The organism is Kitasatospora sp. NPDC001660 (assembly GCF_053596725.1).
Genome location: NZ_JBSFGU010000012.1, coordinates 141,756 through 155,903 on the forward strand (window position 1 = coordinate 141,756; position 14,148 = coordinate 155,903).

The window sequence follows — 14,148 nt, forward strand, 5'->3', positions numbered from 1 at the left end:
CTTTCGCAGGCCGGGATGCCGCTCTCCGGCCCCGCCGCCGCGAAGCCGCCGACGGCATCGCGGCTCCACCACTCACCCTGGAGACCCCGTCATGACACTGAAGCTCGGAGTCCTCGCGCTGCTGACCGCCAAGCCGGGCAAGGAGGCGGAGCTCGCCGCCTTCCTGAACGCCGGCCGCACCGTCGTCGAGGACGAACCCGGCACCCGGGTCTGGTACGCGTTCCAGGTCGACGGCGCGACCTTCGGCATCTTCGATGCCTTCGCCGACGAGGACGCGCGCCAGGCCCACCTCACCGGCCGCATCCCGGCGGCCCTGTCCGAAGCCGGCCCGGAACTGCTCGCCACCGCCCCCGACATCCGTCTGGTCGACGTTCTCGCGGTCAAGAGCCCTTCCTGACGGCGTTGCCGTGCGGCCGGGCGCCCGGCGGGTCCGCCTGCGGCCCGAGGAACGACCGGGGCCCATATCCTGGCCCGGCTACCAGGCCGTTCGGCTCAACGTCGCCGGGTTCGGAGGCATCCTCTTCTCCACCTTCTACGGCGGGCACGACACCAGTTGGGGACCCACGAGCACCCAGCAGGCCTACTTCGCCGACTTCACCCTCTCCCCGGCCGTCCAGCACTGACCGTGCGGACATGAAGGGCACCGCCAGGTGCGCCCAGTCGACGCCGATCCACCAGACGCAACGGTGCCGGGGTGGTCCCCCGGTGGTGATCTACCGCTCGACCTTCTCGAAGAGGCTCATGTTTTGTGCTGGGGTCAGGAGTTGGCGTACTGCGCCGGGGGTGGCTGCATATCGGGGTGGCCGGGAACGTTGGGCTTGATCCAGTGGCCGTAGCTCTGCTGCCAGGCGCCGCTCCTGCGGTAGTCCTCCAGGACCTGGTTCACCCAGGAGGCGAGGTCCGGCTCGGCGGGTGAGATGGCGACGCCGTAGGGCTCGTCGGAGAGTTGGTCGCCGACGACGGTGGTCTGCAGGTCCTGGGCGGCCAGGCCGTAGGCGATGGCGTCGTCGGTGAGGATCGCGTCGTCGTTGCCGAGCTCGAGCTGGACCAGGCAGTCCAGCTCCTGGTTCTGTTTGTCCAGTTCGGCCACCTGGTACTTCCGTTCGGCCCCCGGCAGCGTGGCGTCCGGTTCCAGCAGGGTCTCGGCGGTGGAACCGGCGGCGACGCACACGCGCTTGCCCTTCATCGCGTCGGGCCCGCTTTCACCCTGTCCGGCCTGCGCGGCCGGTATCAGGACCCGCTGTCCGGCTTCGAAGTAGACGGTGGACATGGCCACGTCCCGACTCCGTTCGCAGGTGATCGTCATGGTGTGCACGACCAGATCGACGTGCTGGTCGCCGGTGGCCTTGAGGCGCGGTTGGCGTTGGGCGTCGTCGAGTGCGATCCAGTTGACCTTCGGGTTTCCCAGCGAGGCGACGATCGCGTTCGCGAGGTCGATGTCGAATCCCCGGGGTGTGGCGCCGTCCGGGCCCAGGAATCCCCAGTCGTAGTCGTTCAGGTCCACGCCGATGTTGATCGTCCCCCGCGCCTGGATCGCCTTGATGGTCGGCCCGTGGGGATCCTTCTTCGGCGGGTACTTGCTCGCCTTGCAGGAGGGGTCCGAGGCGGGAGCGGTGTCGGCAGCGAGCACGGGCGAGGGTGAGGGCAGCGCGCCGGTGGCCGTGGCGGTCCGTGTGGCGGCCGGCCGGGCGGGTCCGTCTGTCGTGAGGACCGCGACCACCAGGGCGGTGATGGCGAGTGTTGCCGTGGTTCCGCGAAGCCGCATCAGGTGTCCTCCGATGGTTTCGTTGCGGGTCATCGGTACTCCGCCAGCCGGCGTCCGTGCCGATCAGCACGCCGGCTGCGGCCGGCACGTCCTGACCCCGGCCGCCACCCCTCGGGGCGCCGACTGCAACGCTTCCGTGTCCATTGCGTCAGTCCCGTCAAGTGCGCGTGGAAGATATGTGATGACACATGGAAGGAATTGGCAAGAGGTCCGGGCTGTTTGGTGAGCCCTGGCAGGACGGCCGACAGCCGCCGCTGCCGCGACGCGGGACGCGCCTTTGCGAAGCATCGTGGCCTGCAAAGTGCCTTGTCGAGCTTGACCGACCGTCAATCACCGGACGGACACACAGCAGGGTCGGCCACATCGAGGGCAGCTACTCCCGCGCCTGGTACGGCGCCAGCAGCCGGCGCATGTTCTCGCCGAGTTCGGAGATCCCATCGGGCGTCAGGTGCAGCACGGAGCTGAAAGCGTCGCCCCGCCGCCAGTCTCACCCCGCGGGGTGCACCGTGGAGTGATAGTCGGTCCGTGCCACGGGATGTGACGATCATTCGTAGAATGGCGATCGGAAAGCCGGGGAGTCACGGCCGTCGCGCCGAGGCGTCCCCGGCAGGAGTCCGCCCGCCAGGGGAACGCGGTTCCGTCAGGAGCGGCGGTCCGGTGGCGGTCACGTCCGATGCCGGCCACCGCATCACCTGGATCAGGCACACGATCGACCAGGAGGATCGGTCCGCTCGGCGGCCCGCCAGGGCCCTTCGGCAGAGCAAGCACGCACATGACGGATCATCAGGAGAGTGCCCCATGACCCAGCGGTTCATCGAGGAAGGGGACTTCGTCCCCGCCCCGGTCAAGCCCCTCGTCCCGTTCGAGGTGCTGGACCGGCTCGACGTCAGGGTGGGCACCATCCTGTCGGTCGAGGAGGTCGCGAACTCCAAGAAGCTGATGCGGCTGAAGATCGGCTTCGGCGACCACCAGCGCACCGTCCTGTCGGGGATGCGCGGCGAGCGCGAGAACCCGCAGGAGATCGTCGGCCAGCAGGCGCTGTTCGTGGTCAACGTCGAGCCGCGGACCATGGCCGGCGAGGTCTCCGACGCCATGCTCTTCGACCTGGGCTCACCCGATCGGGTGCTGCCCGCTCTGGCGCGTCCCGAGCGGCCGCTGCCGGACGGCGTCCGGGTGGGCTGACCGCGGCCCCGGGACCGTGGCCGGCCACGGAGGTCGGTTGACCTCCGTGGTCGGCCACACCGGTTGTGGCGGCCCGGGTCAGACCAGCGCGCGGCCGTGCGGGGAGTACCGGCGGCCGGCCGCCCTGCGCAGGTCCGCCATCACGTTGATCCGGCGCAGCCAGCGGTCGGTGCCGTCGTACCGCGCGGTGAACGGCTTGCGGCCGTGCACCGCGCGCTTGTTGTCCACGATCAGCATCTCGCCGGGGGCGAGCACGACGTCCCGGAGCTCGGCGTCGATGCCGGCGATCAGCGAGTCCAGCGCGGCCAGCGCCTCGGGGTCCAGGTCCCGGGGCATGAACGCGGGGTCGATGCAGATGTACGGGGCCTCCGGGTCACCCGAGAGCACCGGACCCGGCTTGGGGGTCTCGTTCATCTCGGCGATCTTCCGGAACGCCTCGGCCACCCAGTCGCCCTCCTCCACACCGGTCGTGTCGGCGTTGAAGGCGGCCGTGTGCGACTCGTCGGGGAGGATCAGGTAGCGGTCCTCCGACAGCAGCCGGCGCGCCTTCGGGTCGAGCGGGATGGAGTTGATCGGCGCGAAGGTGGTCGGCACCCGGTCGTGGTTGCGCAGCCCCATCAGCATGATCCAGTCCGCCCGGAGCGGGTGGAACGCGTCCTCGTTGTGCCACTCCAGGTTGACCGTCGAGCTGGAGCCGAGCTGCTGGTTCTCGTGGCCCTTGATCGGGAACAGGTCGAGGACCATCTTGCCGCGCTGCTGGGTCAGGTAGGAGACCGGGTCGCCGAGCAGCGAACCGAGCAGCAGCAGGAGCGCGGACGCCCGGTCGGCCTCGCGGCTGTTCGGCTCGTCGGTGTAGCTCGTCGGCGTGGGACCGGCCGCGGCCTCGTCGATCGGCAGGTTCGACACGACCAGCCCGCCGTACGGGCGCCCGGTGAGGCGGAATGCGGCGAGGAGGGCCCGCACCCGGCTCGGAGCCTCGTGGGCGAGCAGCGCCAGGTCGTGGAGGCGCTGGTCCAGCGGAAGGTCGGTGTCGGTGTCGAGGATCCCGTCCGCAAGTTCGCGCAGCTGGGCGCTCTCGGCGTCGGTCAGTTCGAGGAAGGGAACCTGATCGGCCGCGCGGAGGGGCAGCGACGCGGGAAGGTCGGAAAGGGCACCGGGCATGAATGAGTCCTTCAGTGTCGGCAAAAGCCTTGGAAGAGGGATGGCTCCACCCGAGGCACGGGCGCCGCTCGCAGACGGCACGGAGTCGATCGGCAGGGCCGCGATCGAGTCTCACCATCCTCGAGAAGGGGCGTCCAGGTGCACCGGCTGACCGTCCTGTGCCACGGCCGGACCCGGTCAACGGGCCTGCCCCGGTGGGTTGCTGGCCGAATCCGGGCATGCCCGTTCCGGACGGTGACCGGCGCCCCGGTCCGGTCCCCCGGTTGGGTACTTTCGTGCTCGCTCCGCCATCTCGGGCGGCAGAACGGCGAGTTGGAGGAAGCGATGGCCGAAGGGCAGCTTGGCGACGCCGGCGGGAAGGCCGGGGTCGACCTCCGGGCGTTCGACGTCGACCCGGTCCTGGGGTTCCTCCCCGGCGCCGCGCCGCTGACCTCGCTGCCGGCCCCGTTCGACGCCTGGGACGAAACAGCAGCCGCGCTGCCCAAACACCTGGTGTCGGGCCGGGCTCGTACGCTGCTCGCCGACCTGCCCCGGCTGGACGTCGCCGATCTGCCGGACGGACCCCAACTCGAACGCGCCATGCTCCTGTTGAGCCACTTCGGGCATGCCTGGATCAACGACAGCGGTACCCCTGCCGCCTTCTGCCCGGCCCCGATCGCCGTCCCCTGGCACGCCGTCGCCGAACGCCTGGGCCGACCGCCGGTCCTCTCGTACGCGACCCAGCAGCTCCACAACTGGGCCAGGCTCGATCCGGACGGCCCGGTCGAGCTCGGCAACATCCGCCGGCTCCAGGACTTCCTGGGCGGGATGGACGACGACTGGTTCGTCCTCGTCCACGTGGCGATCGAGGCGGCGGCCGGCCCGGGGATCAACGCGGCGGTGGCGGCGCAGGACGCGGCGTCGGCCGGTGACGCCGAGCTCCTCGCCGACCGACTGCACGCGGTCGCCGCGGCGTTGCAGGCCATGCACGCCGTCCTGGCCCGGATGCCGGAGCGCTGTGATCCGTACATCTACTACCACCGGGTGCGCCGCTTCCTGTTCGGCTGGAAGGACAACCCCGCCCTCCCGGACGGGCTGGTGTACCAGGGCGTGGCCGCCTTCGCGGGACGGCCGCAGCGGTTCAGCGGCGAGACCGGTGCGCAGAGTTCGGTCGTCCCGTTCCTGGACGCCGTGCTGGGGATCGCCGACGAGGACGATCCCCTGCGGAACCACCTGCACGGGATGCGGGACTACATGCCGCCCCGGCATCGCGAGTTCATCGCCTCGGTGGGCGGCCGCCTCGACCTGCGCGGGTTCCTGACCGCCGGCCGCCCGGCCGCCCCGCTGGCGGCGTACAACGCCTGCATCGAGGCGATGGCGGAGTTCCGGGCGCTGCACCTGCGGTTCGCGGCCGAGTACGTGCAACGCCAGGCCAGGCGGGAGGAGGCCGACTCGGCGGACACCGGGACGGGCGGCACACCGTTCATGCGCTACCTGGGCCGGCACCTCGACTCGGTACGCCGGCACGCGATCGACTGAGGGCGGGCTCCCTACCCTTCCCGTCGGTCACCCAGGGTCGCGCCGATGCTGGCCAGCACCACGCTGCACAGGCCCGCCAGTTGCACCGGCTCCAGGCTCTGCCCCAGCACCAGGAAGCCGATCAGCACCGCCACGCCCGGCTCCAGGCTGGTGAGCACTCCGAAGACGCGGCTGGAGAGCCGCCGCAGCGCCGTCATCTCCAGCATGTAGGTGGCGACCGGGAACAGCAGGGCGACGCCGACGCCCTGGGCCAGCAGCCAGACCGTCCGGTCGGAGTCGACCAGCCCGTGCCAGGCCGCCGCACCGCCGACCGGCAGGACCGCGACGGCGGCGACGCTGATCGAGACCGCGAGCCCCTGGAAGCCGTCGAAGACCTCCCCGACCCTTCGGGTGAAGACGATGTAGACCGCCCAGCACAGGGCGGCCGCCGCCGCGAGGGCGAGACCCGTACGGTCCAGGCCGGTACCGCCGTTCAAGCCCTCGTCCGCGAGGCAGAGCAGTACCACGCCGAGGCCGGCCAGTGCGGCCCAGCCCGCGTGGGAGAGTCGCCGGGAGGAGGCGAGGGCCACGCCCAGCGGTCCCAGGAACTCGATGGTGGAGGTGACGCCCATCGGAATGCGCTGGATGGACGCCGCGAAGAGCAGGGTCATCCCGCCCGAGGCGAGGCCGAGCAGCGCCACCGTGGCCAGTTGCCGGGGCGTCCGCCCGGCCAGTTTCGGCCGGGCGGCCACCAGGAGCACCGCGGCGGCGACGAGGAGCCGGAGCGACGTCGCGCCCGCGACCCCGAGCGGCTCGAACAGCGAGGTGGACCAGGCGACTCCGAGCTGGACCGTGAACATCGCGGCCACCGCGAGCACGGGCGCCGGGATCCGGCCGGTGGCCTCGTGCGCGGCGGCCGGTTCGCCCGCGGCTTCCCCGACCGGGCCGGCGGGCCCCTCCATCAACTCCCGGGCTCCGCTGCTGTGTCCACTGGTGTCCGGCATTGCGCCTCCGTCGTAATGTTGACCGTACGCGATCAGATCATAGGGGCGGAGGCCACTCGGTCGAGTCCCGGCCTCCGCGGTCGCGGCTCCCGAAGGATCCTCAGCCCCAGGCGAGATCGTCCGCAGCCGCGGCCCGAGGGGCCACGGTGGCGTGTGCGGGAGCGACGGAGACACCTGCGAGGGCGGCGGCCCCGACTGCGGCGAGCAGCACGGCGGCGGCCGCGAGGGCCCGCGGGCGGGGCGCGGTGCGGTTGTCGGCGGAGTCCTGGTGCTTGGGCATTTCTCGTCCTTAGTTGTGCGTCGCACGGGATCCCGAACGCGTCCCGTGCCGCCCTCTCGGGGCCGATGACCAGAATGTCTGGTGGCCTGACGGGCCGTACAGGGCCGCCGGATGTCCCTGAGGGGTCATGGCAGCAGACGGCCAGTGGATCCCGCCACTCCACATGTCGAGACAGGAGAATCTCCACACCGGCGAAACACCTGCCAGCGCCGCCGCCGCGGAACACCGCATGAGCAACGGATCGTCGAGGGCACGGACACCCAAATCCGCCTGATCGCCCGCATGGCTTTCGACCCCCGGGACTCCACCGCCCTCATCGCCCTCGCCATGCTCACCCTCGGCAACCACCGACCCCACCTGCCGGACCGTCACACCGCACGACCCCGCTTTCGGAAGTGACAGGAGCACCACAAACAGCCGGTTTGTGTCCGATATCGCATAGCCGTTCGACATTCCGTATGGGTATGATCACGCAAGGGTAGGGGGCCTACGAAGCAGGGGAGGGCATGCCTATGGCTGGTGCTGCCGCACACGAACTTCTCCGGGTGCTGTCGGCCACGACCGGGTCGGCCTTGGAGCAATTGCAGGAGCGACCGCACTCACCCGAACTGGCGCTGGCACGGCTGCTGGAGCACGAGGAGCAGGCCGTCCGCGATCGGATCGACCAACTGCACCGGACCCAGCAGACGCTTGCCGCGCTGAGTGCCGACCTGATGAACCTCAGGTCGGGCCCGGAGAGCAGTGCCACGTTCGCCGTTCTGGAGGGCGACCAGGTGGTCTCCGCGCTGGAGAGCGCGGCGGCGCTGGCCCGCCGGGAGATCCTCAGCATGCACCCGGGCGCTCCCCTGCCTCCGGAAATGCTCGCGGACAGCATGGTGCGCAACCTACAGGCCCTCGACCGGGGCGTGCAGATGCGGTCGATCCACCTCTCCGCCATGCTCAAGGTGCCCTATGCGCGGGCCCATCTGAAGGCCCTTCGGGAGATCGGCGTCAAGGTCAGGGTCGCCTCGGTCCTGCCCTACCGTCTGATCGTGGTCGACCGGACGCTCGGCTACGCCTCCACGCGTCCGCGCGAGGACGGCCGGCTGGCAGCGCTGGAGTTCCGCGGCGCCGACGCTGTCGCTCTGCTCGTCCAGACCTTCGAGTACTGCTGGGTGCACGGCGCCGCGGCCTCCCCGGGGGAGGAGTTCGACGAGCAGGAGCAGGCGGACTCCCCGCTGGAGGTGCGTGAGCGGGCGCTGCTCCAGATGCTGGCGCAGGGGATGAAGGACGAAGCGATCGCGCGCTCCCTCGGCGTCTCGTCGCGGACCCTGCGGCGGCTGATCGCCGATCTGATGCAGAAGTTGGACGTCGCCAGCCGATTTCAGGCCGGCGCACGGGCCGAGGCGCTCGGCTGGCTCGGTCACGACACGGACCGCTGAGGGGCGGGCGACGGCTGCGGAGCCGGTCCTCGACCGGTCCGGACCACGCCGAGCGCCAACAACGCGGCCGCCACGCAGATGCCGGTCAGCGTCCACCACAGCGCTCCGGTCCCGCCCATCGGCAGCCCGGTCGCCAGCAACGGGGCCGCGGCCGTCGCCACACCGATCAGCACCTGGTTGAACGCCAGGTAGCTGCCGCGCTGCGCCGCCGGCGGCCAGGACGTCAGCAACTCCAGGGCCGCCTGCGAGACCACCATCTCCCCCATGGTGTAGACCGTCATCGCCGCGACCAGCAGGGCGGTGCGCAGCCCGGCGGGCGCGGCGGGGAGCAGCAGGGCGGTGAGGAACAGCGTGCCGTGCGACAGCCCCCCGAGGGCCAGCGCGGCGGTGGGCCGGAACCGTTCCAGGTATCTGCTGAGCGGGAGTTGGAGGAGCGTCAGCAGGCAGGTGTTGACGGCGAACAGCAGGCCGACCGACCACCCCGGCAGGGACAGGTCGCGCAGCGCGTAGACCGGCAACGCACTCTCGGTGGCCAGCGCGACGGTGACCAGCAGTGCCCGCACGGCGGAGATGCGCACGAACCCGGCATCGCGGTACGGACGTGCGGACCGGCGGCCGGCGTCGGGCGCGGTGGGGCGGCCCGCGGTCGCCGCCGGCAGCACCACGTACAGCGCGGCGGCGACCACGAAACTCGCCGCGTTCGCCAGGCCGACCAGGGCGAAGCCGGTTCCGGGCCCGACCACCAGACCGGCTCCCAGCGCGCCCGCCCCCATCCCCGCGTTGAACACCACCCGGGAGAGCGCCAGCCAGCGGCCGCGTTCCGCCTCCGGGGACAACGCCACCGCCAGCAGGGGCGAAGCCGTCTGTTCGGCCCGATTGCCCAGGGCGAGCACCGCACTGAGGAGCACGAACGGCAGCAGCCCGGGCAGCGCGACGAAACCGACGAAGCAGCCTGCCCGCAGCAGCGCGGCGACCACGAGCACGGGTCGGGGGCCGAACCGGTCGGCGATTCGGCCGACGGCGGACAACGCGGGCAGCACGGCGAGCGCGGTGCAGGTGAGGACCGCGCCGATGGTCCGCAGCGACAGCCCGGTACGGTCCTCGAAGAACAGCAGCGCGAACGCGTAGAAGAAGCCGGTCCCCACCGCGTTGACCAGTCCGGCGGCGGCGAACCGGCGGACACCCGGCCCGCCCGGCAGCAGGCGGGCAGGCCGTACGGTGGTCACGGCGCCGCCTCGACGTCCACGGAGAGCTGGCCCATGGCCGCGTCGGCGCGCCGTACGGCCTCGCCGGCGGTGTCGCCGACGGCGACCAGACTGCCGCAGACGTCGACGTTGTCCTGGGCGCGGCGGACGGCATCGCCCGGCCGCACGTACAGGTCGAGCGCGACCAGACCCGGCACCCGGCGGGCGAGGTCCTCCCCGCGGACGGCGCGCACCGTGCCGCCGTCGGCCGCGGTCAGGCAGCGGGACGCGGCACCGCGCCGGTGACGCACCGCCAGATCGGGCCGCCCGCCGGTGTGCAGCTCGACCAGCTCGCGCTGGAGGTGCACACCGGTGCTCTCCCGGATCAGCCGGGTGATCCGGGCACCGGGCATCCGGGCATTCACCTCGACCAGCCGCGGCCCGTCCGCCGTCAGCTTGACCTCGACGTGGGCGGCGCCGAAGTCGTGGCCGAGGGCGTCCAACGCGGCCAGCGCGGTGGCCGTGCACGCGCCCCGGACGCCTTCGGGCAGCACGGAGGGGAAGGCCTGCCCGACCTCGACGAAGTGCGGGTGCGGACCGAGCACCTTGTCCGTCACCCCGAGCACGGTCCGCCCGCCGTCCACGGTGACGGTCTCGACGCTCACCTCGAAGCCGACCAGGTACTCCTCGACCAGCGCGCCCGGGGTGCGCGGCCCGCCCCGGTAGTCGGTCGGCACGGAGGCGATCGCACGGTAGTGCTCGGCCAGTTGTCCGGGGGTCCGGCACAGCCGGACCCCGATGCTTCCGGCGTCGGTCATCGGCTTGACCACGCACGGGTAGCCGACGCGGTCCCCGGCGGCCAGCGCCTGCGCCTCGGAGCGGGCCCACTGCCAGGCCGGTCCCGGCACCCCGGCCCGGTCGCAGGCCTCACGGGTGCGCAGCTTGTTCCGGGCCCGGTGGGCGGCCTCGGGAGCGAGCCCGGGCAGGCCGAGCAGACGCGCGGCCTCGGCGGTGGTCGGCACGCTGTAGTCGTTGGTCGAGAAGACCCCGCGCAGTCGGCCCGCCCGGTGGTGGGCGGCCAGCGCGTCCGCCACGGCCGCACCGCTGCGGGTGTCCGCCTCGATCACCTCGTCGACGCAGGCGGCGAAGGCCGCCCTGTCGGCGGCGTTCGTCGTGTAGCGGCCGACGCCGTCGGTCACGAACGCGGTGCGCAGGCCCAGCTGCCGCGCGGCTTCCAGCGGCGTACGGCCGACGGATCCGAGCCAGGTCTCCACGACCGCGAACACTCCGCCCTCGGTGTCGTGCGACAACGTCCGTTCTCCCCTTCCGGTCAGTTCGTCCGGATCCTCAGCAGGTGGCAGCGCTGATCGGCGATCGTGCAGCCGCGCGAAGCCTTGGTGGTGTCGCTGCCGAATCCGTAGTGGATGCTGGTCACCCCTGCGGCGGCCGCCTCCTCGATGAGCCGGTAGTAGCCGACCTCGAAGTACAGCGCCGTCCCGGTGCGCCGCTGGAACTCGTAGTCGAAGCCGCCCTGCCGGGCGTACCAGTGCTCGTGGTGGCGCAGGATCAGGCTGAAGCCGCGGATCTCGCCCTCGGCCCGGGCCAGGATGGCGAAGGCGTCGTCGCCGAACTGCTCGGCCGTCTCCCCGATCAGGCTCAGTGAGCGGGCCGCTGACCAGGGGATGCCGTACTTGGCGATCAGCTCGGCCTCCAGCGCGGCCAGGCGCGGCAGCTCCGCCTCGCGCAGCGGCTCGGCCGCGACGGTGACGCCCGCGGCGCTGATCCTCCTGCGCTCGGCCTTGATCGACCTCCGCCGCCCGGAGAAGCCGGCCAGGTAGCCCTCGAAGCCCGTCGGCGGCACCGCCAGGGTGGCGTAGCGGCCCGAGGTGAAGGAGGTGCAGCCGCGGCGCGCCAGGAGTTCGGCGAGCGGCCGGTCGCGGTCGCCGACGAAGAGGAAGGCCAGGCTGGCCGCGCCGATGCCCCGCGCCAGCGCTTCGGCGGCGTCGACCAGGACGGCCAGGTCCTCCGGCCGGCTGTGCGGGCCGTGCAGCACCCGGGTGTTGCCCAGATGCCGTCCTCCCGCGAGCAGGGCGGGCAGGAGCGCCTCCGGATCCTGGATCTCCGCCAGACGGTCTGCCGCGTCCGGGAAGCCCGCCTTGGCGCTGCGGCGCAGTACGGCGTCCGGTCGGCCCAGCAGCCAGGGTGCGTCCCGGGTGGCGAGCGCGGTGGCCAGTCCGGCGACGAGTGCGCCGTCCCGCTCCACCCAGAGGTAGCGCATCGGCACACCGGCGGTGCGCTCCGCCACATCGAGCCAGCGGGTGGAGAGGAAGAGGTCGTCCGGACCTATCAGCCGGTCCCAGTCGGCCCTGGGCAACCCGGCGGCGCTCGCCACCGAGCGGACGCCCGGTGGCAGCGCGACGGAGTTCAGTGGAGTCGGCATCCCGGGCTCAGGTCGTGTAGTCCGCGTTGATCTTCACGTAGCCCTCGGTGAGATCGCAGCCGTACACCGTGAACGCACCGTCGGCGATGCCCAGGTCCACCCGGATGACCACCTCGTCGCCGCCCAGGTACTGGCGGGCCTGCTCCAGCAGGGCGTCGCTCGGCTCGTCGGGGTACATCGCGAGATCGCCGAACCCGATGCGGACGGCTGCGGGCTCGATGTCGGTGTCGTCCTCGAGCTTGCCGATGGCCATGGCGATGCGGCCCCAGTTCGGGTCGCAGCCGTGGACGGCCGTCTTGACCAGCGGGGAGTTGACCACGGTCTTGCCCGCGCGCTTGGCCTGGGCCGCGTCCCGGGCGCCGGTGACCTGGACCTCGATCAGTTTCGATGCGCCTTCGCCGTCCGAGGCGATGTCCCGCACGAGGTGCAGCGCGCACTCGTACAGCGACTGCTCGAAGGCGGCCGGGTCGACTTCGCCGGCGAGTCCGTTGGCGAAGATCGCGGCGGTGTCGCTGGTGGAGGTGTCGGTGTCGATGCTCAGCGCGTTGAACGTCTTGTCCATCACGCGGCGGAAGAGGGCGTCGAGCTCGGCGGCGGGGATGTCCGCGTCGGTGAAGAAGAACGTCAGCAGCGTCGCCATGTTGGGCTCGATCATGCCCACGCCCTTGGCGATACCGACGAGCACGGCGTCACCGCAGCGGACGTGGACGTGCTTGGCGCGGGTGTCCGTCGTCATGATCGCCCTGGCCGCCGCCCCGAAGTCGGCCTCCGGGAACGGCCAGGTCATGGCGTCGAGCCCGGCACGGATGCTCTCCATGGGGTACGGACGCCCGATCACGCCCGTGGAGCCGATGACGAGTTCGTCCGGGGAGATGCCGGCGATCTCGGCGACCCGGCGGCGCACTTCGGCGGCGTTCTCCGCCCCGACCCGCCCGGTGGCGACGTTGGCGTTGCGGGACAGCACGACCATGCCGCGGCTGCGGTGGAGCGCGGCCGCCTCGCGGCTGAGCACGACGCTGGGGCCGGCGAACCGCGACTGGGTGAAGACCGCCGCCGATCGGCACGGAACCTCGGAGACGACCGCCGCGAAGTCGTCCCCGACGTCCTTGAGGCCCATGTTCGTCGTGATGGCCCGGAAGCCGCGCGGTACCAGAGGCTGCATGGCCGATCAATCCTCTCTGAGCGGCCCCGGGTCCCGTCCCGCCGGGAGACCCGGGACCGGATAGCCGCGAATATGTGTGCAAGGACGTGAATACATCAGTCATCCACGCGCGGTCAAGGTTTGACCACAACTGGATGCTCCACACGTGCAGGAGCAGTGGCTTGACGCCTCGAAAGCTGTTGCCACACGCCATCACCATGTATGAATATGCAGGGAGCTGGGTTTCCGTGCCTGATCATCGTTCACGTCACCAACCCTTGGGGGGTCCTGATGCCGACGGTTGCCGCCGCTGAGGCGACCATGCAATGCGAGGTCCTACCGGGCAGGGTCGCCCTCGTGGAGTTCTCACAGGCCCACGAGCAGAACCCGTTCAGCAGGGCCCGGATGCGGGAACTGGCCACGCTCGTACGCTCCTTGGAGCGCGACGACCAGGTAGCGTGCATCGTCCTGTACGGCGGTGAGGGCCGCTCCTTCGGAGCCGGCGGGGACTTCCACGAGGTCTCGGAGTTCACCGGCGGCGACGAGGTCGACGCCTGGATCGACGACATCACCGACCTGTACAGCGCCCTGGCCGGCATATCCAAGCCGGTCCTCGCGGCCATCGACGGCTACGCGATCGGGGTCGGCCTGCAGATCGCGCTCTGCTGCGACCTGCGGATCGGCAGCCGACGCACCCGGCTCGTCATGCCGGAGTTCCGGGTCGGCATCGCCTGCAACTTCGGCGGCTACATGCTGGAGACCGTCGTCGGCCGCAGTGTCATGCAGGAGATGCTCTACACCTGCGACGAGTGGCCCGCCGACCGCGCGCTGGCGGACCGGCTCCTGCACGAGGTCACCACTGCCGAGGACCTGCTGGAGCGCGCCCTCGCACACGGCCGACGCATCGCGTCCTACACCGACGCCGCCGTGCAGTCGACCCGAGCCCGCGTCAACGGCCCCTACGTCGAAGGGCTGCGCCGGGTACGGGACGAAGGCAAGAAGGCCCATCGCACCGCCTTCTCCGCCGGAGAGGCACAGCAGCGCATGCGTCGCATCATCGGGAAGGCCTGAAC

14 protein-coding genes are annotated in these 14,148 nt (G+C 71.5%); 6 read left to right on the forward strand and 8 right to left on the reverse strand.

Annotation, left to right across the window (positions count from 1 at the left end):
* Positions 1-91 precede the first annotated feature (91 nt).
* Positions 92-397 carry a putative quinol monooxygenase gene (locus tag ACWCXH_RS16060; RefSeq protein WP_449802045.1) on the forward strand — a complete coding sequence of 102 codons (306 nt, stop codon included), beginning with the start codon at positions 92-94 and terminating at the stop codon, positions 395-397.
* A gap of 10 nt (positions 398-407) precedes the next feature.
* Entirely contained in the window at positions 408-623 is a 216-nt protein-coding gene (locus ACWCXH_RS16065; RefSeq protein ID WP_449802046.1) for a polysaccharide lyase, read from the forward strand.
* A gap of 134 nt (positions 624-757) precedes the next feature.
* On the opposite strand, the gene ACWCXH_RS16070 is transcribed toward ACWCXH_RS16065, so the two are convergent.
* Positions 758-1,798, reverse strand: coding sequence for a transporter substrate-binding domain-containing protein (locus ACWCXH_RS16070; RefSeq protein WP_449802047.1), 1,041 nt, complete (start codon positions 1,796-1,798; stop codon positions 758-760).
* Between the two features lie 765 nt (positions 1,799-2,563).
* Between ACWCXH_RS16070 and ACWCXH_RS16075 the strand changes: the two genes are divergently transcribed.
* A complete protein-coding gene (locus ACWCXH_RS16075) occupies positions 2,564-2,947 on the forward strand; it encodes a hypothetical protein (RefSeq protein ID WP_449802048.1) in 384 nt (127 codons plus the stop codon).
* Between the two features lie 78 nt (positions 2,948-3,025).
* Here the strand turns inward: ACWCXH_RS16075 and gntD are convergent, their stop codons facing one another.
* A complete protein-coding gene (gene gntD / locus ACWCXH_RS16080; protein ID WP_449802049.1) occupies positions 3,026-4,108 on the reverse strand; it encodes a guanitoxin biosynthesis L-enduracididine beta-hydroxylase GntD in 1,083 nt (360 codons plus the stop codon).
* A 324-nt stretch (positions 4,109-4,432) separates the two neighbouring features.
* Between gntD and ACWCXH_RS16085 the strand changes: the two genes are divergently transcribed.
* Positions 4,433-5,626 (forward strand): hypothetical protein, encoded by a 1,194-nt coding sequence (locus ACWCXH_RS16085; RefSeq protein ID WP_449802050.1) that lies wholly within the window; start codon positions 4,433-4,435, stop codon positions 5,624-5,626.
* Positions 5,627-5,637: 11 nt separating this feature from the next.
* On the opposite strand, the gene ACWCXH_RS16090 is transcribed toward ACWCXH_RS16085, so the two are convergent.
* Both ACWCXH_RS16090 and ACWCXH_RS16095 read right to left on the reverse strand, forming a co-directional pair.
* Positions 5,638-6,609 carry an EamA family transporter gene (locus ACWCXH_RS16090; RefSeq protein WP_449802051.1) on the reverse strand — a complete coding sequence of 324 codons (972 nt, stop codon included), beginning with the start codon at positions 6,607-6,609 and terminating at the stop codon, positions 5,638-5,640.
* A 100-nt stretch (positions 6,610-6,709) separates the two neighbouring features.
* On the reverse strand, positions 6,710-6,889 hold the full coding sequence (locus ACWCXH_RS16095) for a hypothetical protein (RefSeq protein ID WP_449802052.1): 180 nt from the start codon (positions 6,887-6,889) through the stop codon (positions 6,710-6,712).
* Between the two features lie 581 nt (positions 6,890-7,470).
* Between ACWCXH_RS16095 and ACWCXH_RS16100 the strand changes: the two genes are divergently transcribed.
* A complete protein-coding gene (locus ACWCXH_RS16100; RefSeq protein ID WP_449802053.1) occupies positions 7,471-8,310 on the forward strand; it encodes a LuxR C-terminal-related transcriptional regulator in 840 nt (279 codons plus the stop codon).
* Here ACWCXH_RS16100 and ACWCXH_RS16105 read toward each other — a convergent pair.
* From ACWCXH_RS16105 to argJ, 4 genes are read right to left on the reverse strand one after another with little or no spacing between them, the layout of a single operon-like run.
* Positions 8,292-9,536, reverse strand: coding sequence for an MFS transporter (locus tag ACWCXH_RS16105; RefSeq protein WP_449802054.1), 1,245 nt, complete (start codon positions 9,534-9,536; stop codon positions 8,292-8,294). The genes ACWCXH_RS16100 and ACWCXH_RS16105 overlap by 19 nt on opposite strands.
* Positions 9,533-10,804 carry an ATP-grasp domain-containing protein gene (locus ACWCXH_RS16110; RefSeq protein WP_449802055.1) on the reverse strand — a complete coding sequence of 424 codons (1,272 nt, stop codon included), beginning with the start codon at positions 10,802-10,804 and terminating at the stop codon, positions 9,533-9,535. The genes ACWCXH_RS16105 and ACWCXH_RS16110 overlap by 4 nt, the downstream gene beginning before the upstream one ends.
* 20 nt (positions 10,805-10,824) lie before the next feature.
* A complete protein-coding gene (locus ACWCXH_RS16115; protein WP_449802056.1) occupies positions 10,825-11,934 on the reverse strand; it encodes a GNAT family N-acetyltransferase in 1,110 nt (369 codons plus the stop codon).
* Between the two features lie 7 nt (positions 11,935-11,941).
* Positions 11,942-13,096, reverse strand: a complete 1,155-nt coding sequence (gene argJ / locus ACWCXH_RS16120) for a bifunctional glutamate N-acetyltransferase/amino-acid acetyltransferase ArgJ (protein WP_449802057.1) — start codon at positions 13,094-13,096, stop codon at positions 11,942-11,944.
* A gap of 336 nt (positions 13,097-13,432) precedes the next feature.
* On the opposite strand from argJ, the gene ACWCXH_RS16125 reads away from it, so the two are divergent.
* Complete coding sequence (locus ACWCXH_RS16125) at positions 13,433-14,146, forward strand: enoyl-CoA hydratase/isomerase family protein (protein ID WP_449802058.1); 714 nt, start codon at positions 13,433-13,435, stop codon at positions 14,144-14,146.
* Positions 14,147-14,148 lie beyond the last annotated feature (2 nt).

Coding starts and splice junctions, on each gene's coding strand:
- ACWCXH_RS16060 (WP_449802045.1), top strand. CDS start 92: ATGACACTGAAGCTCGGAGTCCTCGCGCTGCTGACCGCCAAGCCGGGC.
- ACWCXH_RS16070 (WP_449802047.1), bottom strand. CDS start 1,798: ATGACCCGCAACGAAACCATCGGAGGACACCTGATGCGGCTTCGCGGA.
- ACWCXH_RS16075 (WP_449802048.1), top strand. CDS start 2,564: ATGACCCAGCGGTTCATCGAGGAAGGGGACTTCGTCCCCGCCCCGGTC.
- gntD (WP_449802049.1), bottom strand. CDS start 4,108: ATGCCCGGTGCCCTTTCCGACCTTCCCGCGTCGCTGCCCCTCCGCGCG.
- ACWCXH_RS16085 (WP_449802050.1), top strand. CDS start 4,433: ATGGCCGAAGGGCAGCTTGGCGACGCCGGCGGGAAGGCCGGGGTCGAC.
- ACWCXH_RS16090 (WP_449802051.1), bottom strand. CDS start 6,609: ATGCCGGACACCAGTGGACACAGCAGCGGAGCCCGGGAGTTGATGGAG.
- ACWCXH_RS16095 (WP_449802052.1), bottom strand. CDS start 6,889: ATGCCCAAGCACCAGGACTCCGCCGACAACCGCACCGCGCCCCGCCCG.
- ACWCXH_RS16115 (WP_449802056.1), bottom strand. CDS start 11,934: ATGCCGACTCCACTGAACTCCGTCGCGCTGCCACCGGGCGTCCGCTCG.
- argJ (WP_449802057.1), bottom strand. CDS start 13,096: ATGCAGCCTCTGGTACCGCGCGGCTTCCGGGCCATCACGACGAACATG.